The sequence below is a fragment of the Bordetella genomosp. 5 genome, assembly GCF_002261475.1.
Lineage (GTDB): Bacteria > Pseudomonadota > Gammaproteobacteria > Burkholderiales > Burkholderiaceae_B > Bordetella.
In genome coordinates, this window is record NZ_NEVN01000004.1 from 473,725 (window position 1) to 499,575 (window position 25,851).

The 25,851-nt window shown below is 61.0% G+C and carries 23 protein-coding genes and 2 pseudogenes; 16 read left to right on the forward strand and 9 right to left on the reverse strand.

The features are described from left to right. Window positions 1-36: 36 nt before the first annotated feature. The 6 genes from CEK29_RS08605 to CEK29_RS08630 are packed head-to-tail and all read right to left on the reverse strand — an operon-like array spanning window position 37 to window position 6,358. Window positions 37-1,035, reverse strand: coding sequence for an ABC transporter ATP-binding protein (locus CEK29_RS08605; protein ID WP_094799186.1), 999 nt, complete (start codon window positions 1,033-1,035; stop codon window positions 37-39). After that, the gene (locus tag CEK29_RS08610; RefSeq protein ID WP_094799187.1) at window positions 1,032-2,042 is read right to left on the reverse strand and encodes an ABC transporter ATP-binding protein; all 1,011 of its coding nucleotides are present in this window, start codon (window positions 2,040-2,042) and stop codon (window positions 1,032-1,034) included. The genes CEK29_RS08605 and CEK29_RS08610 overlap by 4 nt, the downstream gene beginning before the upstream one ends. Beyond that, complete coding sequence (locus tag CEK29_RS08615) at window positions 2,039-2,962, reverse strand: ABC transporter permease (RefSeq protein ID WP_094799188.1); 924 nt, start codon at window positions 2,960-2,962, stop codon at window positions 2,039-2,041. Before CEK29_RS08615 ends, CEK29_RS08610 begins: the two co-directional genes overlap by 4 nt. Then, entirely contained in the window at window positions 2,959-3,933 is a 975-nt protein-coding gene (locus tag CEK29_RS08620) for an ABC transporter permease (protein WP_094799189.1), read from the reverse strand. The genes CEK29_RS08615 and CEK29_RS08620 overlap by 4 nt, the downstream gene beginning before the upstream one ends. Then, window positions 3,930-5,381, reverse strand: a complete 1,452-nt coding sequence (locus tag CEK29_RS08625) for a flavin-containing monooxygenase (protein ID WP_094857838.1) — start codon at window positions 5,379-5,381, stop codon at window positions 3,930-3,932. The genes CEK29_RS08620 and CEK29_RS08625 overlap by 4 nt, the downstream gene beginning before the upstream one ends. Then, the gene (locus tag CEK29_RS08630; protein ID WP_094857839.1) at window positions 5,378-6,358 is read right to left on the reverse strand and encodes a LysR family transcriptional regulator; all 981 of its coding nucleotides are present in this window, start codon (window positions 6,356-6,358) and stop codon (window positions 5,378-5,380) included. The genes CEK29_RS08625 and CEK29_RS08630 overlap by 4 nt, the downstream gene beginning before the upstream one ends. 281 nt (window positions 6,359-6,639) lie before the next feature. Here CEK29_RS08630 and CEK29_RS08635 point away from each other — a divergent pair, with 281 nt between their 5' ends. The 14 genes and pseudogenes from CEK29_RS08635 to CEK29_RS23990 all read left to right on the forward strand — a co-directional run bounded on the left by CEK29_RS08635 (window position 6,640) and on the right by CEK29_RS23990 (window position 21,523). Further along, a complete protein-coding gene (locus tag CEK29_RS08635; RefSeq protein ID WP_094857840.1) occupies window positions 6,640-7,209 on the forward strand; it encodes a TetR/AcrR family transcriptional regulator in 570 nt (189 codons plus the stop codon). A 127-nt stretch (window positions 7,210-7,336) separates the two neighbouring features. Next, complete coding sequence (locus tag CEK29_RS08640) at window positions 7,337-8,368, forward strand: MBL fold metallo-hydrolase (RefSeq protein ID WP_255176104.1); 1,032 nt, start codon at window positions 7,337-7,339, stop codon at window positions 8,366-8,368. Between the two features lie 226 nt (window positions 8,369-8,594). Next, entirely contained in the window at window positions 8,595-10,055 is a 1,461-nt protein-coding gene (gene guaB / locus CEK29_RS08645; protein ID WP_094799194.1) for an IMP dehydrogenase, read from the forward strand. Between the two features lie 95 nt (window positions 10,056-10,150). Next, a complete protein-coding gene (guaA, locus tag CEK29_RS08650) occupies window positions 10,151-11,743 on the forward strand; it encodes a glutamine-hydrolyzing GMP synthase (protein ID WP_094799195.1) in 1,593 nt (530 codons plus the stop codon). A gap of 306 nt (window positions 11,744-12,049) precedes the next feature. Further along, complete coding sequence (locus CEK29_RS08655; protein ID WP_094857842.1) at window positions 12,050-13,237, forward strand: tyrosine-type recombinase/integrase; 1,188 nt, start codon at window positions 12,050-12,052, stop codon at window positions 13,235-13,237. 104 nt (window positions 13,238-13,341) lie between these two features. Further along, complete coding sequence (locus CEK29_RS08660; protein ID WP_094857843.1) at window positions 13,342-14,535, forward strand: AlbA family DNA-binding domain-containing protein; 1,194 nt, start codon at window positions 13,342-13,344, stop codon at window positions 14,533-14,535. A gap of 309 nt (window positions 14,536-14,844) precedes the next feature. Beyond that, a complete protein-coding gene (locus tag CEK29_RS08665) occupies window positions 14,845-15,744 on the forward strand; it encodes a hypothetical protein (protein ID WP_094857844.1) in 900 nt (299 codons plus the stop codon). Between the two features lie 291 nt (window positions 15,745-16,035). Continuing rightward, a complete protein-coding gene (locus CEK29_RS08670) occupies window positions 16,036-17,760 on the forward strand; it encodes a VPA1262 family N-terminal domain-containing protein (protein WP_094857845.1) in 1,725 nt (574 codons plus the stop codon). Further along, on the forward strand, window positions 17,757-19,175 hold the full coding sequence (locus tag CEK29_RS23665) for a hypothetical protein (protein WP_141218326.1): 1,419 nt from the start codon (window positions 17,757-17,759) through the stop codon (window positions 19,173-19,175). Before CEK29_RS08670 ends, CEK29_RS23665 begins: the two co-directional genes overlap by 4 nt. A 410-nt stretch (window positions 19,176-19,585) precedes the next feature. Then, a complete protein-coding gene (locus CEK29_RS08680; protein ID WP_094857847.1) occupies window positions 19,586-20,323 on the forward strand; it encodes a type IV toxin-antitoxin system AbiEi family antitoxin domain-containing protein in 738 nt (245 codons plus the stop codon). Further along, window positions 20,320-20,724: pseudogene (locus tag CEK29_RS08685) on the forward strand (nucleotidyl transferase AbiEii/AbiGii toxin family protein); the annotation flags it as partial. The gene CEK29_RS08680 and the pseudogene CEK29_RS08685, both read left to right, overlap by 4 nt. 134 nt (window positions 20,725-20,858) lie before the next feature. Continuing rightward, complete coding sequence (locus tag CEK29_RS08690) at window positions 20,859-21,119, forward strand: helix-turn-helix domain-containing protein (protein WP_094857848.1); 261 nt, start codon at window positions 20,859-20,861, stop codon at window positions 21,117-21,119. Window position 21,120: 1 nt separating this feature from the next. After that, window positions 21,121-21,318 (forward strand): annotated as a pseudogene (locus CEK29_RS24080) (HipA N-terminal domain-containing protein); the annotation flags it as partial. Continuing rightward, on the forward strand, window positions 21,245-21,523 hold the full coding sequence (locus tag CEK29_RS23990; protein ID WP_255176123.1) for a hypothetical protein: 279 nt from the start codon (window positions 21,245-21,247) through the stop codon (window positions 21,521-21,523). The pseudogene CEK29_RS24080 and the gene CEK29_RS23990, both read left to right, overlap by 74 nt. A gap of 68 nt (window positions 21,524-21,591) precedes the next feature. On the opposite strand, the gene CEK29_RS08705 is transcribed toward CEK29_RS23990, so the two are convergent. From CEK29_RS08705 to msuE, 3 genes are all read right to left on the reverse strand, one after another. After that, complete coding sequence (locus CEK29_RS08705) at window positions 21,592-22,620, reverse strand: methionine synthase (protein WP_094857849.1); 1,029 nt, start codon at window positions 22,618-22,620, stop codon at window positions 21,592-21,594. 30 nt (window positions 22,621-22,650) lie between these two features. Further along, on the reverse strand, window positions 22,651-23,634 hold the full coding sequence (locus CEK29_RS08710) for a DUF1852 domain-containing protein (RefSeq protein WP_094799200.1): 984 nt from the start codon (window positions 23,632-23,634) through the stop codon (window positions 22,651-22,653). Between the two features lie 246 nt (window positions 23,635-23,880). After that, window positions 23,881-24,462, reverse strand: a complete 582-nt coding sequence (gene msuE / locus CEK29_RS08715; protein WP_094799201.1) for an FMN reductase — start codon at window positions 24,460-24,462, stop codon at window positions 23,881-23,883. Here msuE and CEK29_RS24085 point away from each other — a divergent pair. After that, window positions 24,461-24,592, forward strand: a complete 132-nt coding sequence (locus CEK29_RS24085) for a hypothetical protein (RefSeq protein ID WP_255176105.1) — start codon at window positions 24,461-24,463, stop codon at window positions 24,590-24,592. The two genes, msuE and CEK29_RS24085, sit on opposite strands and share 2 nt — an antisense overlap. A 285-nt stretch (window positions 24,593-24,877) precedes the next feature. After that, complete coding sequence (locus tag CEK29_RS08720; protein WP_094857850.1) at window positions 24,878-25,795, forward strand: LysR family transcriptional regulator; 918 nt, start codon at window positions 24,878-24,880, stop codon at window positions 25,793-25,795. The last annotated feature ends 56 nt before the right edge of the window (window positions 25,796-25,851 follow it).

Below are 25,851 nucleotides of genomic sequence, written 5' to 3' on the forward strand. Positions count from 1 at the left end.
CGTAGGTGGGCGCGGCGATGCCGCGTCACGGGGTTCTTACTGATCGTTGAGGTGACAGGCGCTCAGGTGGTTGATCGCGATTCCCTTGAGCTGCGGCACCTCGGTCTTGCAGCGCGGCATCGCGTGCGGACATCGCGGATGGAAATGGCATCCCGACGGCGGGGCAAGCGGACTCGGGATCTCGCCCTTGATCGCGGTAAACGTCTTGTGGCGCGCGTCCATGCGCGGAATCTCGGCCAGCAGCGCCTGCGTGTAGGGATGGTTGGCGTGGCGGAACACCTCGTCGACCGGCGCGGACTCGACCACGCGGCCCAGGTACATGATCACCACGCGATCCGACACATGCTCGACCACGCCCAGGTCGTGGCTGATGAAGAGATAGGTGAGGTTGAGCTCCTCGCGCAGATCCATGAACAGATTCAGGATCTGGGCCTGGATCGACACGTCGAGCGCGGCCACGGCCTCGTCGCACACCAGCATGTCGGGCTGCACCGCGAGCGCGCGGGCGATGCCGATACGCTGGCGCTGGCCGCCGCTGAACTGATGCGGATAGCGCTGGCGCAGCGCGGGGTCGAGCCCCGCGCGCTGCATCTGCTCGCTCACGTAGTCGTCGAAGCCGGCGCGGCCCACGAGGCCATGGATGCGGGCCGCCTCGCCCACGATCTCGTCCACGCGCAGACGCGGATTGAGGCTGGCGTACGGATCCTGGAAGATCATCTGCACCTTGAGGCGCGCGCGGTGCGCGGCCTCGGGGCTCATCTCGGCGGCCGTCTGGCCGTTGACCAGCACCTGGCCCTCGGTAGGCGAGAGCAGGCCGGCGGCGATGCGTCCGAGCGTGGACTTGCCGCAGCCGGATTCGCCGACCAGGCCGACCACCTCGCCGGGGCGCACGATCAGATCGACGCCATCGACCGCGCGCGTCACGGCGGGCGGCTTGGCAAGACCGGCGCGCGACAGCAGGCGCTCGACGTGGCCGACCGGCCGTTCGCCGAAACGCTTGCTGACCTGCTTGAGTTCGATCAGGGGCGTGCTCATGCCGACACCTCCACCACCGGCGTTACGGCCGGATGGAAGCAACGCACCAGGCGTTGCGGCAGGGGCTCGGTAAGCGCGGGTCGGGCGTCACAGGCAGCCGTGGCGCGGTCGCAGCGCGACTTGAAGGCACAGCCGGCGGGCAGGGTCAGAAGGTTGGGCGTCATGCCTGGAATCTGGCGCAGCCGCTGGCCGCGCTGGTTGTTGCTGGGCAGGCTGCCGATCAGGCCCGTGGTGTAAGGATGCAGCGGGGCGTCGAGCACCGGGTCGACCGCGCCATACTCGACGATGCGGCCGGCATACATCACGGCCACTTCGTCGGCGAGGCCTGCCACCACCGACAGATCATGGGTGATCCAGATCAGGCTGGTGCCGTGCTGGCGCGCGAGCTTCTGCACTTCCGACAGGATCTGCGCCTGGATGGTGACGTCCAGCGCCGTGGTCGGCTCGTCGGCGATGATGAGGTCGGGGCGATGCAGCATGGCAATCGCGATCGCAACCCGCTGGCGCATGCCGCCCGAGAGCTGATGCGGGTACGCCAGCAGCCGCTCTTCCGGACTCGGAATGCCCATCATGCCCAGCGTGTCGCGGGCGCGCTCGCGTGCCTCGGCGCGGCTCACGCGTTCGTGCGCGCGCACCGCCTCGATCATCTGGGCATCGATGCGCAACACCGGGTTCAGCGTCATCATCGGATCCTGGAAGATCATCGCGATGCGGTTGCCCTGCAGCTTGCGCAGCTCGCGCGGCGGCAGCGTGGTGAGATCGCGGCCCTGGAACAGGATGCTGCTGCCGGCCTCGATGCGGCCCGGCGCGTCCACCAGGCCCATGATCGAGAAGCCGGTCACGGACTTGCCCGAGCCGGACTCACCGACCAGACCCAGGATCTTGCCGCGCTCGAGCGTGAACGACACGTCGTCGACGGCCGGCAGCACGCCGGCGCGGGTATGGAAATACGTGCGCAGATTGCGCACCTCCAGCGTGACCGCCGGGGAATGCTGACCGGCGCTCATTTGTGGGTCCTCGGATTGAGCACGTCGCGCAGGCGGTCGCCGACCAGATTGATGGCGACGAGCGTGACGAGCAGGGCGATGCCCGGGTAGAAGCTGATCCAGTACTGGCCCGACAGCATGGTCTGGTAGCCGTTGGAGATCAGCAGGCCGAGCGACGGTTCGGTCACCGGCACGCCCAGGCCCAGAAAGCTCAGCGTGGCTTCGAGCGTGATGGCGCGGGCGATCTGCAGCGTGCCGATCACGATCAGCGGCGGCAGGCAGTTGGGCAGGATGTGGCGCAACACGATGCGCCAGTTCGGGATGTCGAGGCAGCGGGCGGCTTCCACGTACTCGCGGCGGCGCTCCACCAGCGCCTGGCCGCGCGCCGTGCGGGCGTAGTAGGCCCATTCGAGCAACACCAGTGTCAGCACCACATTGCCCACGCCCTTGCCCAGATAGGCGAGGATCATCATCGCCACGAGGATCGACGGGAACGACAGGATCAGGTCGACCACGCGCATGATGAGCGCGTCGACCCGGCCGCCAGCGTACGCGGCGATCAGGCCCAGCAGCGTGCCCACGAGGCCGGCGATCACGGCCGAGCCCACGCCCACCATCAGGCTGATGCGCAGACCATACAGGATGCTGGAGTACAGATCGCGGCCCTGGCCGTCGGTGCCGAGCCAGTATTTGAACGTGGCCAGGCCATTCTCGGTGCCGGGCGGCAGGCGCGCGTCGAGCACGTCGAGCTGGTTCAGGTCGTAGGGGTTCTGCGGCGTGATCCACGGCGCGAGCAGCGCCGCCAGGATCAGCAGCACCGCCACGATCAGGCCGAACACCGCCGTGCGCGAGCTCATGAACTCGGCCACATTGCGGCGCCAGGGAGATTCGCGCTTGAGCGCGGCCGGCGCGGTCGCCGGCGTCGTTGCGGAGCCGCTCATGCCGTGCCCTCCAGCCGTACCCGCGGGTCCAGCACTTTATAAAGAATGTCGACGATCAGATTGAGCGTGACGAACAGGCACACCACCACGACCAGGTACGACACGATGACCGGGCGGTCGAGGGCATTGATACTGTCGAGGATCAGCTTGCCGGCGCCGGGCCAGGCGAAGATGCTCTCGGTCACGACCGCAAACGCGATGGTGGAGCCGAGCTCCAGACCCAGCACCGTGACGAGCGGAATCAGCGTGTTGCGCAGCACGTGCACGCCGATCACGCGCACGGGCGAGAGCCCCTTGGCACGCGCGAACTTCACATAGTCGAGCGGCAGCACCTCGCGCACGCCGGCGCGCGTCAGGCGGATCACGAGCGAGATCTTGAAGAGCGACAGGTTGATGGCGGGCAGCAGCATGTGGCGCCAGCCGTCGAGCGTGAGGAACGACCACTTCGCGCCCAGCCACTCCACCGTTTCGCCGCGGCCGCTGGCCGGCAGCCAGCCCAGCGACACCGAGAACGCCATGATGAGCATCAGGCCGACCCAGAACGTGGGCAAGGAAAAGCCCACGATGCTGCCGGTCATGATGATGCGCGACACCGGGTTCTCCGGATAGAGCCCGGCAAACAGGCCGAGCGGCAGGCCGATCAGCACGGCCAGCATCAGCGCGGCCACGGCCAGTTCGAGCGTCGCGGGCAGGCGCTGCAGGATCAGCTCCACGGCCGGGATGTTGTAGACGAAGCTATTGCCGAGGTTGCCGTGCAACGCGCCATTCAGAAAGCCGATGTACTGGCGCCAGAGCGGCTGGTCCAGGCCGAGCTCGGCGATGATGCGGGCGCGGTCGACCTGATCGACATCCTGACCGATCAGGATGTCGACCGGGTTGCCGATCGCATGGAGCCCGGCGAAGACGATCACCGTCATGAGCAGCACGACGACGACGGCCTGGGCCAGACGGCGCAAGAGCCAGAGTGTCATGCGCGCTCCTCGGGGGGCGGAGCCGGCACCCACTCGTCGCCGAAGACTTCGGGTTCGCCGAAGGCCTGCATGTTGGCGAAGTGCACGTCGGCGTCTTCCTGGTAGAGCAGGGCGGCGATGCCCTGGGCGAGTCGCCGCGCGCCTTCGCTCACGGCGGGGATATCACCCGACACCGTGCCGTGCGTCAGCGCGGCCGGGTAGCTGAAGCAATGCACGCGCGTGAGCCCCGGACAGGCGCCCGGCGTGCGTTCCTGAAATTCGAAGGCCGGGCCCAGGTCGGGCGAATCGTGCAGCTCCTGGTCTTCGTCGCCCGCGGCCGGCACGTAGCGGTCGCCCCAGATGCGGGTCGCTTCGGCAAAGGGGGCGAACTCGGGACGCGCCTTCCAGTCGATGCGAAAGCCGGTCGAGAAGATCAGAAAGTCCAGCCGGAACACGCCCTTGGGCGTGGTGACCTTGATCTCGTCGCCGTCCATGCGTGCATCCAGCACGGCCGCGCCGAGATTGAAGCGGGCGTTCCGATGGCGCGATACACGCAGCGTGCTGCCACGGGGCGGCGGCACCTGCTGCACGTTGATGTAGTGGCGGATCTTCCATTTCCATGCGTCGGGCAGCGTCAGGTGGCCGTGCGTGAGGCCCGGGTTGCCAGCGCCTTTGCCCTTGTTGATGCGAGGGATGTCGGCGCGGCGGATCAGCAGATCGACGCTGGCCGCGCCCGCCTCGAGCGCGGTGGCGGCGCTATCCATGGCCGACGCACCCGCGCCCACCACGCCCACGCGCTTGCCGGCCAAGGTGCCGTAATCGTACGCGTCGGAGGAGTGCGCCCAGCGATCGCGCGGCAGCGCGTCGGCCATCGGGGGCACGTAGGCGCCGCCGAGTCCGTCGCGGCCCGTGGCCAGCACGACGCGGCGCGCGAGCACCGTCTGCGCGCCGGCGGGCGTATCCAGATCGAGCTGCACCAGCCCGTCGGCACGCGGACGCACTGCGCGCACGCTGTGATCGTTGCGCACATCGATGGCCAGCACCTGGCGATACCAGCGCAGATAGTGCATCCATTGCAGACGCGGAATCTTGTCCAGCGCTTCCCACTCGGCGGCGCCGAACTGCGCCTCGAACCAGGCGCGGAACGTCAGCGCGGGCAGGCCGAGCGCGGGGCCGGTGAGCTGCTTGGGCGAACGCAGGGTCTCCATGCGCGCCGTCGTGGCCCATGGACCCTCGAAGCCCGCGGGCGCGCGATCGAAGATGACTGCGCGAATGCCGAGATGCTTGAGCGAGGCCGCGGCCGCGAGGCCCGCCATGCCGCCGCCGATCACGGCCACTTCGAGCACGTCCTGGCCGTCGTGCGTGCGCGCGGGCACCCAGGGTTTTGCGGGCAATTCGAGCCAGGCGAGATCCTGGCGCAGCCGCGCTTCGAGCGCGGGCAGGCCGGCGGGCGGCGTGAGGTCAGTCATGATGCTGCGGATTCCAACGGTAAGAGGTCATCGCCATGGATCTGGTTGAGCAGGCTCGCGTGCGCGCCTGCCTCGTGCATCACCAGGTCGGGCAGCAGTGCGCGCGCGCTGTCCGCGAGCGCCTGCGCCAGCACGGGCATATCGGCGCCGAGCTGGCAGGCCTGCGGCGTGATGACCCCGAAGAAAAAGGGAATGGAGGTATCGATAGGACGGATCGCCACGCCCGCGAGCGGCGTGCCGTAGGCGGACACGGGCTCGAGAATGGCCACGCCCAGACCATGGCGCACGGCGGTCAGCGCATTGACAGAGGCGTTGGTCTCGATCAAGGCTTCGCTGCTCACGTCCGCGGCCTGCAAGGCCTGGTCCAGACGATGACGCAAGCGATACGGGTTGGCCATCGTGATCACGCGGCGGCCCGCCAGCCGGGCGAGCGGCACCACCGGCAACGCGGACAGCGGATCCTCTTGCGGCACGGCCAGCACGCAACGCGATTCGCCGATCCAGTGCACGGTCAGGCCGCGGTGCTCGAGGGGCAGGCTGGTCACGCCCAGCTGTGCCGAGCCGTTGAGCACGGCCTGCATCACGCGCTCGGGCGATGCGCTGCGCACGTGCGTCGGACGCACGCCAAACCTGGCCTCGGCCTGCGCGAGCGCCTGCGGCAACAAACCCGCGGCCAGTGCCGGCGTGGCGGCCAACTGCAGGGCACGAGGGGTGCCCGCGCCGATTTCCTGCGCGCGGCGCTGAAGTTGCTTGAGGTTGGCCAGGGTCTGCTCGACATCTTCGTAGAGCAGGAAACCCTGTTCGCTGGGCATGACGCGCGGGCCGCTGCGGGCGAACAACGCATAGCCAAGCTCCGCCTCCAGCTCCTGAATGAGCCGGGTGATCGCGGGTTGTGACCGTCCGAGAAGTCGCCCGGCGGCGGTCACGCTACCGGTGGACATGACGGCCGCGAAGGCCTCGAGTTGGCGTAATTCCATCTGATACTTTTAATGCTCAGAATGAATTCTTGCCGATGCAGTATGCGCCTCACAAATAATTAAAGCGCATAAGCAAATACCCTATGAGCAGCTCACAGCGGCGAGGGTGGGCGGGCGATGGGGCGCCTCTACGGTGCCGGTCGAGTGGACCGGATGCCGATGCCGACGCCCAATGCCCCGACGCCCAACGGCCAACGCCTACCTTTCGCGCATGGACGCAATGCTTGCACCCTGCGCGCGTAATCGGCTATAAATGACAAAACACTCACTCATTCATCGCCATGGCCCGCCCGTTAAGCGATCTCAAGCGCGAAGCAATCCTCGATGCCGCCGCCCGCCTCGTGGCGGAGCAGGGCGTCGGTGCTTCCACCGCCCAGATCGCGCGCGCCGCCAAAGTTGCCGAAGGTACGCTGTTTATTTATTTCGACAACAAGGACGCGCTGCTCAATGCGCTGTTCGTGAAGCTCGAGACGCGGCTTTCTCAGACCATTGCCGAGGGCTATCCGGCCGATGGCGACGCCCGGAGCCAGTTGCTCCACATCTGGAACACGCTGATCGCGTGGGGCGCGGCCCAGCCGCTGGAACGCAAGGCGCTCAAGCAGCTCAAGGTGTCGCAGCGCATCGCTTCCTGCACCCGGGACCAATGTTCGGCGCTGTTTGCCGATGTGCTGTCGCGGCTGCAAACCAGCCTGCAAGCCTACGTGGCGCCCGACCGCTTGAGCTTCTATATGGAACACGTCTTCATCGGCCTGTTCGAGACCACGCTCGACGCCATTGCCGCCCACCCCGCCCGGCGCGATGAGTTTGGTCAGGCCGCGTTCGATCTGTTCTGGCGCGGTATCCAGCGATGACACGAGCCTCATTTTTTAGCCCATTAATGATCGATCAATCACTCATTTATAGCTTTGACCTTACCTTGAACCCATGTCCCGCCGCGCGCGTTACTCACTCATCCTCCTTATCGCTGGAGCTTTGTTCATGACGGCCTGCCTGCTGACCCGTACGCCCATTGCCGCCTATCCGACGTCGCCGCAATCCGTCGGAACCGGCTTCGCCAATCCCGTGCCCAAGCCCAACGATTCGCTCGCCAAGACGCTGCGCATCATCTGGGATGTGCTGCTGCATAAGCCCGCAGGCACCCGTCCGGCCGGGGCGATGCCCGTGCAGGCGCTCAGCGCCGAAGCGCTCGCTGCGGCGCCTCTGCACAGCCTGTACCGCCTGGGCCATTCGACCTTGCTCATCAAGCTGGCCAACGGCTGGTGGCTGACCGACCCGGTGTTCTCCGAACGTGCCTCGCCCGTGCAGTGGGCGGGTCCCAAGCGATTCCATGCGCCGCCCATCGCGCTCGAGGACCTGCCGCCGCTGCGGGGCGTGCTGTTGTCGCACGACCACTACGACCACCTCGATCACGCCACCATCCAGTATCTGGCCGAGCGCGCCGAGGTGTTCCTCACGCCGTTGGGGGTGGGGGACCGGCTGATCGCGTGGGGCGTGGCGCCCGAGCGCGTCCGTCAGTTCGACTGGTGGCAGGAAGCGGAGATCGACGGCGTACGCTTTGTCGCCACCCCCGCGCAGCACTTCTCGGGCCGTGGCCTGCGCGACGGCAATCGCACGTTGTGGGCCTCGTGGGCCGTGCTCGACCAGGGCCTGCGTCTCTTCTTCAGCGGCGACACGGGCTATCACGCCGGCTTTCGCGAGATCGGCGAGCGTTATGGGCCATTCGATGTCACGGTTCTGGAGACCGGCGCGTACAACGCGCAGTGGGCCTATGTGCACATGCAGCCCGAAGAGACCGTTCAAGCGCATCGGGATCTGCGCGGGCGCTGGCTGATGCCGATTCATAACGGCACATTCGACCTCGCCATGCATACCTGGGACGAACCGTTCGAGCGCGTGGCTGTGCTCGCGTCGCAGGCCGGCATCCCGCTGGCGACGCCTCAGATGGGCGAGCGCCTGGATCTGCGCGCGCCACACCCGGGCCGCGCCTGGTGGCGCGAGGCCGCTCGGTGATGCTGGGGGAGCAGCGGGGCGGCGGCAGGCGGGTGCCGCCGGGCGCCCGACCCGTATTCCGGGCGTCGGCCGATGAATCGGGGTCGGTTCAAGCGCGGCCGGGGATACGCCGGGGGATGTGCCGCGCGTGCCACTTCCTCGCCGCTTTCCTGCCAAAAACCTAGGGTCAACACCTAGTAAAAACACACGCACGGCGTATAATCTTGCTTTGCGCCCGGAGTTCCCCATGCGTCTCGTCCAAAAAGCGCTCACCTTCGACGACGTGTTGTTGGTGCCTGCGTACTCCGAGGTGTTGCCGCGCGACACCTCGCTGACCACCCGCCTCACCCGCAATATCACCCTGAACATCCCGCTCGTGTCCGCTGCCATGGACACCGTGACGGAGTCGCGTCTGGCCATCGCCATGGCGCAAGAGGGTGGTATCGGCATCATCCACAAGAATCTGTCCGCTGATGAGCAGGCCCGCGAAGTGGCCCGCGTCAAGCGTCATGAATTCGGCATCGTGATCGACCCGGTCACCGTCACGCCGGACATGAAGGTGCGCGACGCGATCGCCTTGCAGCGCCAACACGGCATTTCGGGCCTGCCCGTTGTCGAGAATGGCAAGCTGGTCGGCATCGTCACCAACCGCGACCTGCGCTTCGAAGACCGCCTCGACGTCCCGCTGACCAACGTCATGACGCCGAAGGACCGCCTGGTCACGATGCGCGAGGGCGCCACCCTCGAAGAAGCCCAGACCCTGATGCACAAGCATCGCCTGGAGCGCGTGCTCATCGTCAACGATGCATTCGAGCTGCGCGGCCTGGCTACGGTCAAGGACATCGTCAAGAACACCGAACACCCCTTCGCCTGCAAGGATGCCTTCGGCCAGCTGCGCGTGGGCGCGGCGGTCGGCGTGGGCGCCGGCACCGAAGAGCGTGTCGAGAAGCTGGTGGCCGCGGGCGTCGATGTCATCATCGTCGACACCGCGCACGGCCACTCGGCCGGCGTGATCGAGCGCGTGCGCTGGGTCAAGCAAAACTACCCCAAGGTCGAAGTGATCGGCGGCAACATCGCCACCGCCGCCGCCGCGCTGGCGCTGGTCGAAGCGGGCGCCGACGGCGTCAAGGTCGGTATCGGCCCGGGCTCGATCTGCACCACCCGTATCGTGGCTGGCGTGGGCGTGCCCCAGGTCACCGCCATCTCCGACGTGGCCCAGGCCCTCGAAGGCACGGGCGTGCCTCTGATCGCCGACGGCGGTATCCGTTACTCGGGCGACGTCGCCAAGGCCCTGTCGGCCGGCGCCTTCGCCTGCATGATGGGCGGCATGTTCGCCGGCACCGAAGAGGCGCCGGGCGAAGTCGTGCTGTTCCAGGGCCGTTCGTACAAGTCGTATCGCGGCATGGGCAGTCTGGGCGCGATGGCCGATGGTTCGGCCGACCGCTACTTCCAGGATCCCGCCAACAACGCCGACAAGCTGGTGCCCGAAGGCATCGAAGGCCGCGTGCCCTACAAGGGCAGCGTCCTCGCCATCATCTATCAGCTGGTGGGCGGCATCCGCGCCTCGATGGGCTACTGCGGCTGCGCCACGATCGACGACATGCGCACCAAAACGCAATTCGTCGAGATCACTTCGGCGGGCGTGCGCGAGTCCCACGTCCATGATGTGCAGATCACCAAGGAGGCGCCGAACTATCGCGCCGACTGATCCTCTGATCACGTCATACCAGCAATGCATCGCGCACCGGCAGAGCCCGCAAGGTTCTGGCCGGTGCGCTTTTATTTCCAACCGGCAGAGTCACTATGCACCAACGCATCCTCATCCTCGACTACGGTTCGCAAGTCACGCAACTGATCGCACGCCGTGTGCGCGAGGCTGGCGTCTATTCCGAAATCCATGCGGGCGACGTCGACGACGCCTTCATCCGTGAGCAAGCAGCTCAGGGCCTGAAGGGCATCATCTTGTCGGGCAGCCACGCCTCGGCCTACGAAGAAGGCTCGATGCGCGTGCCGCACGCCGTATTCGAACTGGGCCTGCCGGTGCTGGGCATCTGCTACGGCATGCAAGCCATGGCGCAGCAGCTCGGCGGCGTCGTGAGCTTCTCCGACCACCGCGAATTCGGCTACGCCGAAGTGCGCGCCCACGGCCACACCAAGCTGCTCAACGGCCTGTCGGACTTCACGACCGAAGAAAGCCACGGCATGCTCAAGGTCTGGATGAGCCACGGCGACAAGGTCACCGAACTGCCGCCCGGCTTCGTGCTGATGGCCTCCACGCCGTCCTGCCCGATCGCCGGCATGGCCGACGAAGCCCGCGGCTTCTACGCCGTGCAGTTCCACCCCGAAGTCACGCACACCGTGCAGGGCAAGGCCATGCTGTCGCGCTTCGTGCGCGAGATCTGCGGCTGCGAGGGCGACTGGAACATGCCCGACTACATCTCCGAAGCCGTGGCGCGCATCCGCGAGCAGGTGGGCGACGATGAAGTCATCCTGGGCCTTTCCGGCGGCGTGGACAGCTCGGTTGCGGCCGCGCTGATCCACCGCGCCATCGGCGACAAGCTCACCTGCGTGTTCGTCGACCACGGCCTGCTGCGCCTGAACGAAGGCGTGCAGGTCATGGAGACCTTCGCCGAAAACATGGGCGTGAAGATCATTCACGTCGATGCCACCGACCAGTTCATGGGCAAGCTCGCGGGCCAGTCGGACCCCGAAGCCAAGCGCAAGATCATCGGCCGCGAGTTCGTCGAAGTCTTCCAGGAACAAGCCGGCAAGCTCAAGACCGCCAAGTGGCTGGCCCAGGGCACGATCTACCCCGACGTGATCGAATCGGCCGGCGCCAAGACCGGCAAGGCCACCTCGATCAAGTCGCACCACAACGTGGGCGGCCTGCCCGACACGCTCAACCTGAGCCTGCTCGAGCCGCTGCGCGAACTGTTCAAGGACGAAGTCCGCGAACTCGGCGTCGCCCTCGGCCTGCCGCCGCAGATGGTCTACCGCCACCCGTTCCCCGGCCCCGGCCTGGGCGTGCGCATCCTCGGTGAAGTGAAGCACGAATACGCCGAACTCCTGCGCCGCGCCGACGCGATCTTCATCGAAGAGCTGCGCAACACCAAGGACAGCGCCTCGGGCCTGAGCTGGTACGAGCTCACCTCCCAAGCCTTCGCCGTCTTCCTCCCGGTCAAGTCCGTGGGCGTGATGGGCGACGGCCGCACCTACGAATACGTCGTAGCCCTGCGCGCCGTGCAAACCTTCGACTTCATGACGGCCGATTGGGCCCCGCTGCCGCACCCGCTGCTGGCGCGTGTGTCTTCGCGCATCATCAACGAAGTGCGGGGGATCAACCGTGTCGTGTACGACGTCTCGAGCAAGCCGCCGGCGACTATTGAGTGGGAGTGATCCCGCGTCTGGCACGGCCAGGCACCTGATGGCATAAAAAGCCGCTAAGCCCGCGTAATTGCGGGCTTTTTTGCATTTGATGTCTGGCACGATCTGGCAACTTTAGGAAGCGCCAAGCACTGTTTGAGCATGGCATTAAAGCCGGTACTATCCGTTGATGATCCCATGATTAATGCCGATACCATGCTGCATTTTTTTATGCGTTCATGGTATCAAAATTTTATAAGCTGTTGTTTTGTATAGAAAAAACGATGGAAATTTGGCGTTTTTTTAGCATGGTATCGAGGATGAAGGGGGACACGCTATATGCTGACCGATACCAAGCTGAGAAATCTCAAGCCCAGGGACAAGCTCTACAAGGTGAATGACCGAGAAGGTCTCTATGTGGCCGTGACTCCAGCCGGTTCCATCTCGTTCCGTTACAACTACTCAATCAACGGACGGCAAGAGACCATCACCTTTGGCCGTTATGGCGTTGGCGGCATCACGCTGGCCGAAGCCCGTGAGCAGTTGGGTGACGCCAAGAAGATGGTCGCGGCGGGCAAATCCCCGGCCAAGGAGAAAGCCCGAGACAAGGCGCGGGTCAAGGATGCAGAGACGTTCGGTGCCTGGGCGGAGAAGTGGCTGCGCGGCTACCAGATGGCCGACTCCACCCGCGATATGCGCCGTTCGGTCTATGAGCGCGAGCTGAAGCCCAAATTCAGCAATCAGAAGCTGGTGGAGATCACCCATGAGGACTTGCGGGCGCTGACTGATGCGATCGTCGAGCGAGGGGCACCGGCGACTGCCGTTCATGTGCGTGAAATCGTTATGCAGGTGTTTCGCTGGGCAATTGAGCGAGGGCAGAAGGTCGAAAACCCGGCGGAGCTGGTGCGACCAACCAGCATCGCTCGATTCGAGCCACGCGACCGAGCGCTGACACCAGAAGAAATCGGGTTGATGTATCAGTACATGGAGCGGGTGGGTACAAGCCCAACAAACCGTGCAGCGGCCAAGCTGCTGTTGCTGACGATGGTGCGTAAAAGCGAGCTGACTAACGCCACCTGGAGTGAAATCAGTTTCAGTGAAGCGCTTTGGACTATTCCGAAGGAAAGGATGAGGCGGCGCAATCCGCACCTGGTGTTCTTATCCCAGCAGGCGCTGGATATTTTCATTGCCCTGAAAACCTTTGCCGGTGGTTCTGACTTCGTTTTGCCATCACGATATGACTCGGATGCGCCAATGAGCAGTGCAACACTCAACCAGGTGCTGACGCTGACATACAAAGCGGCGCAGAAAGATGGAAAGTCGCTTACCAAGTTTGGGCCACATGATTTGCGGCGTACAGCTAGCACGCTGCTGCATGAGGCAGGCTACAACACTGACTGGATTGAGAAGTGCCTGGCGCACGAGCAGAAGGGTGTCAGAGCCGTCTACAACAAGGCTGAATACCGTGAGCAGCGGGCGGCGATGTTGCAGGATTGGGCGAATATGATTGATGAGTGGACTGCGTGACGGGTATCGAGGGTAGAAATTGGTCAAGATCCGAGTGGTAGAGGCTAGCAGAATACACTTGCAGTCCCTCATTCTGCCGACGCCATAACAATTGAGGTGATGGAATGGTGAATAACGAGCTTTTAGATGCGCTCCGCTACAGAAGTGAAGGCACAGATTTGGACTTTAAAAGTGAGCAATATCGTTTCGCAGGAGGCAACGATTTTCAAAAAGCAGAGTTGCTGAAAGACATTCTGGCTATGGCAAATGCGTGGCGTGATGGGGCGGGATACATCTTGCTTGGTCTTCAGGACAACCGACCCCACCTAGCTGAGGTAGTGGGTATCTCAGAGAGTATTGATGACTCCAGATTGCAACAATTTATTAATAGTAAAGTTAAGCCAAAGTTGACATTTCGCTACGAAGAGCACTTATATGAAGGCAAGACCGTTGGGGTCATTGTTATCCCAAAACAAAAACGTCCGTTTTTTATTGCGAACCCCTACGGAAAGTTGAAGAGCAATGTGGCCTATGTTCGCCGTGGAAGTAGTACAGAGGAGGCGGAGCCAACGGAAGTCGCAGCCATGGCATTGGCAGATTCGGGGCGTGGACGGGTGCTGTTGGACCTTTCCGTGCTCACACCTAAAAATGAGATTCTGCCTGAATGCATCGCTCTGAAGTATTTTAATTTCCCTGAGAAATTACCTGATTACGAAAGTCCATCCGAGAAGTCGGGGCCGTTTGAAATTTCGATTCGCAATCATATGTGGCACGACAATAGGGACTTTTGGCGGGAATATGCGGAATATGCTCGCGTTAATGCGGCCCTTATCGAAATTAAGTTTTTACTGACGAATAATTCAGAGATGTCATTGTCGAACGCCAAGTTGGAGGTTTCGGTGAATCCTCTAGACGGACAGTCTTGCCAGATGAGAGCTGGCATAGATCTGCCAGACGAACCGAGTAGTCAATGGAGTTCCATATCGGGCTTGCGTAGCTTGCCGGACATTCTCGACCGGCGGGAAGCCCGTCTTATCGTCGACGAAGACGGTGTGCATCCCATCTGTCACGTTCAATTCGGCTCATTGCTTCCTGGCGAAGAGGGGCGTTCGTCAGACACCCTAGCTATTTTGCCGTCTGGACCGGGAAAACTACAGTTACGCTTTCGTATCCTAGCCGGTGAGCTCGCCGTACCCCAAGAATCAGAGCGTTTCCTGGAAATAACAGGAGAGTCGGTGTCCCTCAATGTCGCCGACCTCGATGAGATGCACGGTCGAGCTTTAATAGCCAGATACCAAGCGGAGCATGGAGAAGAGTAAGAGGTTTAGCTTTTTCTTTAAGTTATTTGGGTTGTTACTGCTCTATTTGGTTATATAGATTGGCAGGATGGCGCTGATAGACAACTCGATAGAATGCCGGCGGCATCGAGGATGCTTTGTTGACACTTGAGGAGCGGTGGCATGGCTTTTCCCTTGGCTGATAGAGGGGGAACTCGTGGTTGAAGCTATGGCTCGGAATAGGCTTGAAAAGCTGAATGATGAGCCCGCATGGCAAGTGAAAAATTGAAGTATTGTTTTTTTATGAAGATGTTGAGATATTTTTGTCGGAGTTGATACTGAGGGATATACATGCTATCTGATTTTTGGAGCTTGCTACTAAGTGTGGCCGTTTCTACGGGTTTAATAGGCGCTATTGCATATTTTCTGCGTGATGCTTTGGGCGGTTTTTTTGCGAAAGCTATTGAGCATCGATTTGAGAGAAAGTTAGAAAAATTTAAAGCAGATATTCGTAATAATGAGAAAGAGCTAGAGCAAATTAGATCATTTCTCGTATCTTCTCGCAGAGAGCGGGACTCCGCAATCCAATCCAGACGGTTGGAAGCGGCAGAAATGTTACTGCGTGCACGTCACGCTCTTGCCCAGTTGGCGATGCTTGTTGAGTATATGAAGGTTCTCAATACAGAGCAGATACTCAATGAGGCGGCGGACCCAAAGATAGCCGAGTTTGTTGATCTTCTTGTGAAGCCATTCGATATTGATGAGAAACTCAAGCAGCTTGGATGCATCGATAAAACTTATCCACGACTATATCTTAGTGAAAAGTCATTGAAAGCTTTTGATGCGTATGAAAGTATCATTCTAAATGCTGTGATGATGATGAAGTTTTTTGCTATAAATTTGCCTAAAAAGGGCCGCTTTATTAAGGAGAGCAACTTAAGTAAAACAATAATTGAGTTGGTTCCGTCCTCAAAGGAAGGGTTTGAGAAATTTGGTGAGGGTTATGCATATCACTGGGCAACTTATTTTCACGATGAAATATTGCGGGCGCTTCGCCACGAAATATCTGGTGCCGATGACATGGCGCGGGATGCTGAATCTGCTGAACGTTTAGTGATGGATTCTCGTCGCGCGCAGATGAATATCGCCGCTTCGTTGGAGCAAGTGGGTTTACCTGATACTCTGATCAAACCTGATGAAAACGCTATCCGGAGCGCGGCCGTTGCTGAAAATGCGCAGGATAACGGTTGACAGCCTTATCGTGGGTGGGAGGAATGGAGGGAGGTTGAGGCTGGTATGTCAGCGTCCTGGTGTGTTTTTTCGGCAAGGTATGGCTAATAGAATGCCATCATCGAAAACCAATAAATTCTTTGCATGGTATTTTTTATGACATGAAGTGAACGCTCAAGTGAATGCGTTACCGATACCATGTCAGGTCATAGTGAATGTCAGTGCCAGAATTCTCATTCCTACCTGAATGGCATCTGATGAAGAATTAGACGCCAATCGAAAAAAAGCGGTTGCATAAACAAGGGGAGCGCAATGCCTTGGGGTATTACAGAACACATCAACCACCTGCAAAAGCTGCTAGTTCCTGGTGCCATCGGCAACTACAATAGCTTCGAGGTAACGGAGATATTTGGCCTCCACGAAGACAGACCGGGGCACATAACGAACTTCATGAGCCTCCTGGTTGCAGAGCCAAGTGACCCGCCAGTAGGCTCTCCTACCAAGCCAGGCATACTCAATGGCAAGAAGCGCATTGAGTTGCGTGAAACACCATGGAAGTTCGGCATCGCGCGCTATCGGGTGTCTACGCAACAAGTTCTACAGGCGCTTCAGAATTTCAGCACCACTGGTGAGTGGAAGCCTGGCGTTTCAGCATTGGAAGTCGGCTCGCTTATGCCGATTCCACCACAATTTGTGCCTGCTGACACAGCGCTTCCACACCCATGGAACGGTGTTCTCAAGAATAACTTCTGGGAAGGCTCCCATGTCCTTGAGCTTTTCGATGGTTTGAAAACAGATGTGAAATTTCTCTTGGATGAGCCAAAGCTTCTCAAGCAACTGGCAGCGGACCTAAGGCCCTTCGTAAAGATGGGCATTGATGGTCTGTCTGACCGGCTTGGAAATGTTCTCATCCAACTGCCCGTGACCGTCGTGACGACAAAGGTTTCAAGCTCCCAAAACGGGGATTTTCTTGTACAGCCCATCTGGCACAGCGCCACGCCTGCGCGACGGCTAAGAGTGTCATGTGAGAAGTATGAAGACACAACCGTGGAGGGATACGGCTCCGAAGATGTCACTGGTTCACTGGCGAATTTCCCGCTTCACTCACCCGGAGGCGGAGCCCGATACGTTCTATGGGATGACCAGAATCAATTAGTGCTTGGCGCATCCGCGCAAACTTCGTTCATTACGAGCATCAGCATGAACGTCCATGTTGTAGGGGAAAGCATCAGCACCCGGAATTTCTATCTTCCATCGCCAAATGGGGAACTGGAGTCGGTATCCGTTCCGCTCATTGAAGAACGATCTCCAAACATTATCGGAACCCCAACAGCCAATCCGCGTGAGCCATGGCGGGAAAACAGAGTCTTTAGAGATAGCCTAAAGAGCATCCGGGAGCGGAAGGAATTCATTCAGTACGGAGGGAACTCGGGCGCCGGAACGAACGATGCATTCAAGGACATTCGCGCACTACTTCGAATGCATGGCAGGACTGGTGCATGGTTGTGGGACCCATATCTTGATGCGAAAGACGTTCTTGCTACGCTCTTCCACTGCCCATACAAAGGTGCTGACTTGCGCGCACTCACGGCTGGCGCGGAACCTCCGGTGGCAAAGGATAAGGAAAAGTTATCCGAAGCCGTCGCTTTTTGCCAAAGAGTTGAGATATGGCTTCGCAGTCACCCCCTTGCAGGCAGGGTAGGGTTGAAGCCACAGTCTGCACCGCCTCCCAAACAATCTTGGCAAGATAAACAAGTTGAGACCTTCATGAACTTGAAGGGCAACTGCAAAGACCTGCGGTTAGAGTTCCGCATACGCGAAGGCAGCGCTGGCTGGCCGTTTCATGACCGTTTTTTGATTTTCCCCTCTGACTTCGGGCCGGCAACAGCGTGGTCCCTTGGAACATCGGTCAACAGTTTTGGCCAGAAGCACCACATCCTTCAAAAGGTCGCCGATGGCGAGCTGATTCGGCAAGCGTTTCTGGACCTTTGGGACGAACTGAGCGGTAGCGACTATCTCGTATGGAGCACGCCATGAACCCGGCTGCATTGAGCCTTGCCCAGGCCCGCTTCCAAGCTGCCCTGACCCCGGGTGCCTCCACGGCTCCGTTTGCCCTGAGCCAATTACTTGCTCAACTCAGCACGGACTCTCAGTCGCCAGCCGTTGACGCCGAAACTATCGGCCACAGCACTGGCGACGAGTTCCCATTTCTACCCTACATGTATGCAATGGGGACACCTCCTGATGCTGCTGCATCTGCAGCATGGGAGGCAGCAATACGGTGGTTGCTGAGTGCATTGCGCAACTGGGATGCCAGCGACGCAAATTCGCTCAACCAGCTTCGCGCGCTGCTTGGTGCCATAATGGCACTAGATGCAAACCTGGCAGGGCTCTCCAGTGTTGCCACTCAAGTCGCGTCAAGCCACCTGATTGCGGGGTTACGGCACCTCATAGAGCGCACCGACGTAGGCCCTGGGTTCAATGAGCAGCGATTTCCAGAACTCCGTCAGCAAATAGAATCCTTGGCCAGCAGTGGCAACCTTGAGCGGTTGTGGTACATGGTCCCGCACATGAACATCTTTCCGTCGCCAGATTTTTGGGCAGCAGTAGTAATCATGTACAACGCCGAACCTGCTGAGCTTGCTGCCATTATTGAGAGGCGAAATGACGTTCTTTTTTCGCTCATGATTTGCAGCGTGCTCGGCACGCAAGCCATAGTCCTGGCATCCAGGGTTAATAACCTAGTTTTCAAATTCGTTAGTGTTGAAAATTCGTGGCAAGACCGCTCGGCCGGCCCCAGCCAAAGCACCCAGAGCACGCTGCAGGCTTTGCTGCTTCAAGTTGCACATACGTCTGCCGCAGACTGGGCTGCGTGGATGCAAGCGATGTTCAAGGCTCCTGGTCACAACCCATCCCTGGATGCCGCCTTAGGGGAGGTACTTCAACAACTGTCCCAAGCGCATTGGACAGCATTCTTCAAGGCGCTTTCGCTCAATTACTCACACCGAGCAGCAGCGCCAGTTGCAAATATCCTTATCCCTCTGGCAAAGTCGCCCGACGCGGGGGGGAAGGCTTTGATATGGGCCGCCGCTCATCAAGTCTGGTCTGACTGGGGCTACGGCAAGCATGAAAGCGATAGCGCAATGTTTGCCCCTGCCGCCTGCGCCTTAGACTTTCCCGTGGCCATGTATTACGCATCAATGCAAAGCGACGAGCGTTCAACAGAGGAAAGCAAGCTACATGAAGCCATCGAGACGGTGGAACAAGAATGGTTTAACTCCGTCACGGAGTTGGTGACCGAGAGAAACAGGCTCAAATCCCGTCTACGCCTTGTGCAGCATGGGACTGCACTGGTAAATGGGAGTGACCAGGCGCTGCCGCCCCCGATTCAGCCGGATGCGGACCGTTACGCCGAGACAAGGTATCACTACCATGACGTGAATATCTTTTGAACCGCTTTTGAGTAGTCGCTCTTTCCGGCAAAGAGCCTCAGTCGATGAGGAGATGATGTGCTACTTAAGGTGGTGCTGACGTTAATATTCCGAGCATGGTATTTCACATGGTATGGGTGGAGTGATCTCGCTTGAGGTAGCTGGGTAAAACAAAAGGCGCTTTGGCGCCTTTTGTTTTGGGTGGTGGTTGGGTGAACGTGCGCTCCCAACTTGTCGTTGCCGTTGAGGCAGCATGAGGGCCGGGCGATCCGGAGAGGTCCGCCTTAAGAAATGCGCCGCCCGCCGGGCCTTTACAAAGAATCAGAAGGCCGCGTCGGAATTTAGATAAATTGCTATTGTCGTAGTTTGGCTACGATTAGAAAAATAATACTAAATTGACGTGTCCTTGAAAAGGTTGTAGAAATCGTAGTATGGCTACGACTGAAACCACCAAACTAAAAGCCCTTTACACCCGATTGGTGCCGGGTGCGCCCCTGGTTTCAGAGGACTTGGCGTCGCTGGGCATTTCGGCAGACCTGGCCGTTCATTACGTCAGGGCGGGGTGGCTCACTCGTTTGGCGCGCGGCGTCTACGCCCGCCCAAGCGATGCCCTCGCTCTGCATCCTTGCCTGTCGCTGTTGGAGCGCAGGTTTGAAGGCTTGCATGTCGGTGGCAAGTCGGCGCTCGACTGGTATGGCGTGCGCCAGTACGTTTCGCAGCAGCCCGTGCTGCAGCTGTACGGCTGGACTGCAGCCCGCCTGCCGGAGTGGTTTACCCAACGCTTTCCGGCCGAGTACCATCGCAAGCGCCTGTTCGACGAGACGCCAGATGCATTACTGCAGGTCAGCCTGTTCGAGAAGCGCAGCGGGGCGCCGCAAGTCTCCACGCCGGAGCGCGCCCTGCTGGAGCTTTTGAGCGAGGTCGGTGTGCGTCAGCCCCTGCAAGAGGCCCGCGAACTCGTGGAGAACGCCTACGGCCTTCGTGCTGACGTTTTGCGCGAACTGCTGCAACGCTGTACCAGCGTCAAGACAGTACGGCTGTGCCTGCAGCTCGGCCGAGAGGGCGCATTGCCTTGGGCAGAAAAGCTCGACCCGGGCATGCTGCCAACGGGCAGCGACCGGCCGTGGGTGTCCAGATCGCCTGACGGCCTGTTGGTACTCAAGGCATGAACCCGCTTTATCTCGACACCGCGCGCCTGCTGACGCAACTCGCTCCGCTGGTGTTCGTGGACGACACCTTCGCATTGAAGGGCGGTACGGCAATCAATTTGTTCGTGCGCGACATGCCGCGCTTGTCGGTGGACCTCGATCTGGTTTTCCCCGATCACACGCTCTCCCGCGACACGGCGCTGGGCCGCATCAACACCGCTATTAGAGAGGCTGCCGAGCGCCTGAAAAAGCGAGGATTCCAAACGCATGCTCCGGCGGCGGCATCGGGCGAGACCAAGTTGCTAGTGCGCCGCGGCTCGATACAGGTCAAGATCGAAGCCAACTTCGTGATGCGAGGCACCGTGCAACCGGTGCGTCGTGCTCCGCTCACGCCGACCGCTCGCGACCTGCTGATGGCCGATCCGTTTGGTGATAGGCGCATGACCCGAAAACCCGATTCAGCAGACAATAGGCGCTTCTAACGGTCGGAGCCACGGTGAAAGCCCATGTTTAGAAATTGCAGTCTGATCGTAGATCTGAATTTCAGCTAATAGCCATGTCTCCGATCTCTCATCCCGTGGTCAGCGCAGGCCAGCTCAGCGCAATGCTGCAGGCAGCGCGCAAGGCTAAAGGCTGGACCCAATCCGAGTTGGCCAGTCGCGTCGGTCTTAGCCAATCGCGCATCTCTCATCTGGAGCTCAACGCACACGAGTTGAGCGTGGAGCAGCTGCTCGCCTGGTGTGGCGCGTTGGGTCTGGAAGTCGTCATCGGCAATCGCGCCGCCGGGGCGCGCGCCGACTCCGCCACGGACTGGTGACGTGGGACGTCGATCGCACGGCCGCAGTCTGTCTCTCTGGACCAATGGGGTTCGCGTCGGGCGCTGGACGATTCCCGCGCGTGGCGAGATGGAGCTGCAGTACGACTCGGGATGGTTTCAAGCGGATGTGGGACGGCCGCTGTCTTTGTCGTTGCCATTCAATCTTCAGAATCTTCCAGTTAAGGGAGCGGCGGTCGCAACCGCAGGCACTTCAACAGCACGGCAAAGACGGTGGGCTATGGCTCGCCGCGGAACCCATCATCGAAGATATCCTCGCCCGAACCCCCGCCGCCATCGCGGAGGTGCAGGCAGACCTGCCGCAAGACATCTCGCCGTTTGTCGTCGACTCGATTCTGGGTGGGCTCGAGCAAGCGGCCAAGAATCTCGGTGAGATGCCCGCGTAAACAAGCAAAACAAAAGGCGCCGAGGCGCCTTTTGTTTTTTGCATCAGCCTTACGGCTTTACACCGAAATCAACCCGCGATTTCCTTGCGCACGATCTCCGCACCGGCCGCCAACGCGTTGAGCTTGCCGTTCGCGACGCGGCGCGCGAGGGGGGCCATGCCGCAGTTGGTGCAGGGGTAGAGCTTGTCGGCGTCGACGAAGTTGAGCGCCTTGCGCAGGGTGGCGGCGACTTCTTCGGGGGTTTCGATTTTGTCGGTGGCCACGTCGATGGCGCCGACCATCACCTTCTTGCCGCGGATGAGTTCGATCAGGTCGATCGGCACATGCGAGTTGTGGCATTCGAGCGAGACGATGTCGATGCTGGATTGCTGGAGCTTGGGGAAGGATTCCTCGTACTGGCGCCATTCGGAGCCCAGCGTCTTTTTCCAGTCGGTGTTGGCCTTGATGCCGTAGCCGTAGCAGATGTGCACGGCGGTTTCGCACTTGAGGCCTTCGATGGCGCGCTCGAGGGTGGCGATGCCCCAGTCGTTGACTTCGTCGAAGAAGACGTTGAAGGCGGGCTCGTCGAACTGGATGATGTCGACGCCGGCGGCTTCGAGTTCGCGGGCTTCCTGGTTCAGGATCTTGGCGAATTCCCAGGCCAGCTTTTCGCGGCTCTTGTAGTGCGCGTCGTACAGCGTGTCGATCATCGTCATGGGGCCAGGCAGCGCCCATTTGATGGGCTGCTTGGTCTGTTGACGCAGGAACTTCGCGTCTTCGACGAACACGGGCTTCTGGCGGCTGACGGCGCTGACGACGGTCGGGACGCTCGCGTCGTAGCGATCACGGATGCGCACGGTTTCGCGCTTTTCGAAGTCGACGCCGCTCAGGTGTTCGATGAACGTGGTGACGAAGTGCTGGCGGGTCTGTTCACCGTCGCTGACGATATCGATGCCGGCGTGTTGTTGTTCTTGCAGGGCCAGGCGCAGCGCATCTTGTTTGCCTTCGACGAGCTCTTCGTCTTGCAGCTTCCAGGGCGACCAGAGTTTCTCGGGCTGGGCCAGCCAGGAGGGCTTGGGCAGGCTACCGGCGGTCGACGTGGGCAATAGTTTTTTCATTGTGAATGATCTCGAGTGTGGCTTGAGTAATTAGTGAGAGACGCTGGCAGCCCAGCTGTCGAGCTTGTTCTTGTAGGGCTTGATGAAATGCTCTTCCGTGAACTTCCCTTGTTTCACGGCGAGCTGGCTGCGTTCTTCGCGGTCGTAGACGATCTGCGTGAGCGAGTAGTCCTGATTCTTCAGGCTCGGGCGGTAGAGTCGGCCGGCCGCGGAGTTGGCGTTGTAGATCTCGGGGCGGTAGATCTTCTGGAACGTTTCCATCGTGGCGATCAGGCTGATCAGTTCCAGATTCGTGTATTGGCCGAGCAGGTCGCCCTGGAAATAAAAGGCGAAGGGGGCGGCGCTGCCGGGCGGCATGAAGTAGCGCACTTCCAGGCCCATCTTCTCGAAGTATTGGTCCGTCGAGGAGAGCTCGTTCTGCTGGTATTCGACGCCCAGGATCGGGTGGTGATTCTCGGTGCGGTGATAGGTCTTGCTGCTCGACGCACTGATGCAGATCACCGGGGGCTTGGCGAAGTGCGCCTTGTAAGCGCTCGAATTCAGGAAGTGCTTGAAGAGCTTGCCATGCAGATCGCCGAAGTTCTCCGGCGTGCTGAACGTGGGCTTGTCGTTGTTGAACTCCGGCAGCACCACGCTGAAGTCGTAGTCGCGCACGTACGATGAGAAGTTGTTCCCGACGATACCCTCGATGCGCTGATTGGTTTTCCGGTCGACGATGTTCGTCTGCAGGATCTCGATCAGCGGAAAGACGTTGCTGCCGGCTTCGGCGTTGATCGTCATCTCTACGGTGATGATGTCGAGCTCGACGGCGTAACGGTCGCCGGTCGGGTTGTCCCAGTGCGCCAGGTTGTTGAAGCGGCTGTCGATCATCTTCAACGTGTTGCGCAGATTCTGTTCGCGGCTGTCCCCCCGCGCCAGATTGGCGAAGTTGGTCGTGATGCGCGTGTTGTCCGACGGGCGATAGTTTTCATCGAAGCGAAGGCGCTTGATGTCGAAGGTGAAGTCGTTGCTCATGGTCTTGGGTGCGCTGGTGATGATGTAAAGATGGGTGGCGGGTGGGCGCCGGTTCGTTTTATCTGTTTGCGTCGCGAAACGCTGGGTATTCATAAGGCCGGGCAGAGCGGACTTCAGTGCCATCCGGCCCGTAGCCTTCAATCGGGTCAGGCCTCGAGACAGGCGCGCCGCTCGGCGTATTCATAAGGCAGTGCAGGGCAACCATGCATCGGGACGCTCGCGACCCTCCGCGGTCGAATTTCTGCCTCAGGCTGCGATCGCTTCCTCTGCGTGGGCTGCCCGCAGCGCGTAGGTCAGTTCGATCAAGGGCAAGGCGCGCTCGACGGCCAGGCGGGCGCGCTCGATCAGCGCGGCGTCCTGCAGGCGGTAGTCGACGAAGTCCTTGTCGGTGGCGTAGACGCCCAACGGCAGCGTGCGCGCCTGAAAGAAGCTGAACAGAGGCCGCAGTTGGTGATCGATCATCAGGGCGTGACGCTCGCTGCCGCCGGTGGCGGCCAGCAGGATGGGCGTGTCGACCAGCGCGTCCTGGTGGAGGAAGTCGAAGAAATGCTTGAAGAGCCCGGTATAGGAGCCGCGATAGACCGGCGTCGTCACGACCAGGATGTCGGCCTGCTCCACCGCGGCGAGCTCGCGCTCCACCGATTCGGGCAGCTGCGAGCGCCAGACCGCGCCGGCGAGTTGCGGCGCGAGCTGGCCGAGTTCGACCAGGCGTTGCTCGCACGGGACGACATCCGCGATCAGCTCCATCAGGTGCTCCGCCAGGGCGGCGGATTTCGAGGGGCGTTGCAGTCCGCCGGAAACGGCGACGAGACGGAGTGGACGGGTCATGTTGGACTTCACCGGTATTGATTTGCACGTTGCCGAGGCCTTGCCGCGTGCACAAGCGTGGCGGTGGGGCTTCGACGACTGGGTCGGGGTTCGTTCGCATCGGTGGCGATCCGCTGCTGAGCAGGGCTGACAGCCGACTCGGGTGCAAGCCATCGAGCTCCGGTGCTGGCCGCTGGGGGCAGCGGAGCCTCACCCGAGCTTCGACGTGCGTGTCATGCGGGCCCGGGCGAAGGGCGGCAGGCGGGGCCTGTCCGGCCCGTTGGCGCGCTCCGCCGACTGGCGCGGTGCAACTTTTTGCCTGACAGCAGCGGCGCCAGGGACACCTGCGAACGAACAATAGGGACAGATACTAGAGAACGGTACCGATGAAGTAAAATGGTTTTATTTCACGAATCCATGAGCGGAAATCATCTGAATGCTTGAGCGTATCCATCTCAGCATCGTCCAGCAGGTCGAAAAGCAGGGGTCGCTGACGGCGGCTGCCGGCGTGTTGAACCTCACCCAGTCGGCCCTGAGCCACAGCATGAAGAAGCTGGAGCAGCAGTTGGGCACCGACGTCTGGCTGCGCGAGGGCCGCAGCCTGCGGCTGACGCAGGCGGGCCAATACTTGCTGGCGGTGGCGAATCGCGTGCTGCCGCAGTTGGACCTGGCCGAGGAGCGTCTGGGCCAGTTCGCGCAGGGCGAGCGCGGCGCGCTGCGCATCGGGATGGAATGCCACCCTTGCTACCAGTGGCTGCTCAAGGTGGTGTCGCCGTATCTGGCCGCGTGGCCGGATGTGGACGTGGATGTCAAACAGAAGTTTCAGTTCGGCGGGATCGGCGCGCTGTTCGGGTATGAGATCGACCTGCTGGTCACGCCCGATCCGCTGTTCAAGCCGGGATTGAAGTTCGAGCCGGTGTTCGATTACGAACAGGTTCTGGTCGTGCCGAAGGGGCATCCGCTGGCCTCGGTGGCGTATGTGAAGCCGCAGCAACTGAACCAGGAAGTGCTGATCAGCTACCCCGTGGATATCGAGCGCCTGGATATCTATAACCAGTTCCTGCTTCCGGCCGGTGTCACGCCCAAGCGCCACAAGGCCATTGAAACCACCGACATCATGCTGCAGATGGTCGCGAGCGGACGCGGCGTGGCGGCGCTCCCGCGCTGGCTGGTCGAGGAATACGCGGTCCGCATGGACGTGGTGCCGGTGCGGCTGGGCCAGCGCGGCATTGCCAAGCAGATTTTTCTGGGTGCGCGCGAGGCGGAGACGGCGATCGATTATGTGCGCGCGTTCATCGAACTGGCGCGCCACTCCGAGGCCGTCGCGAGCGTGGCGCCCAAATCCCTTGCCTGATTTCGCAATGTTGAGTCCGGATCGCGGGTCTCGGGCGTTTGTTTTTTTACGATGCT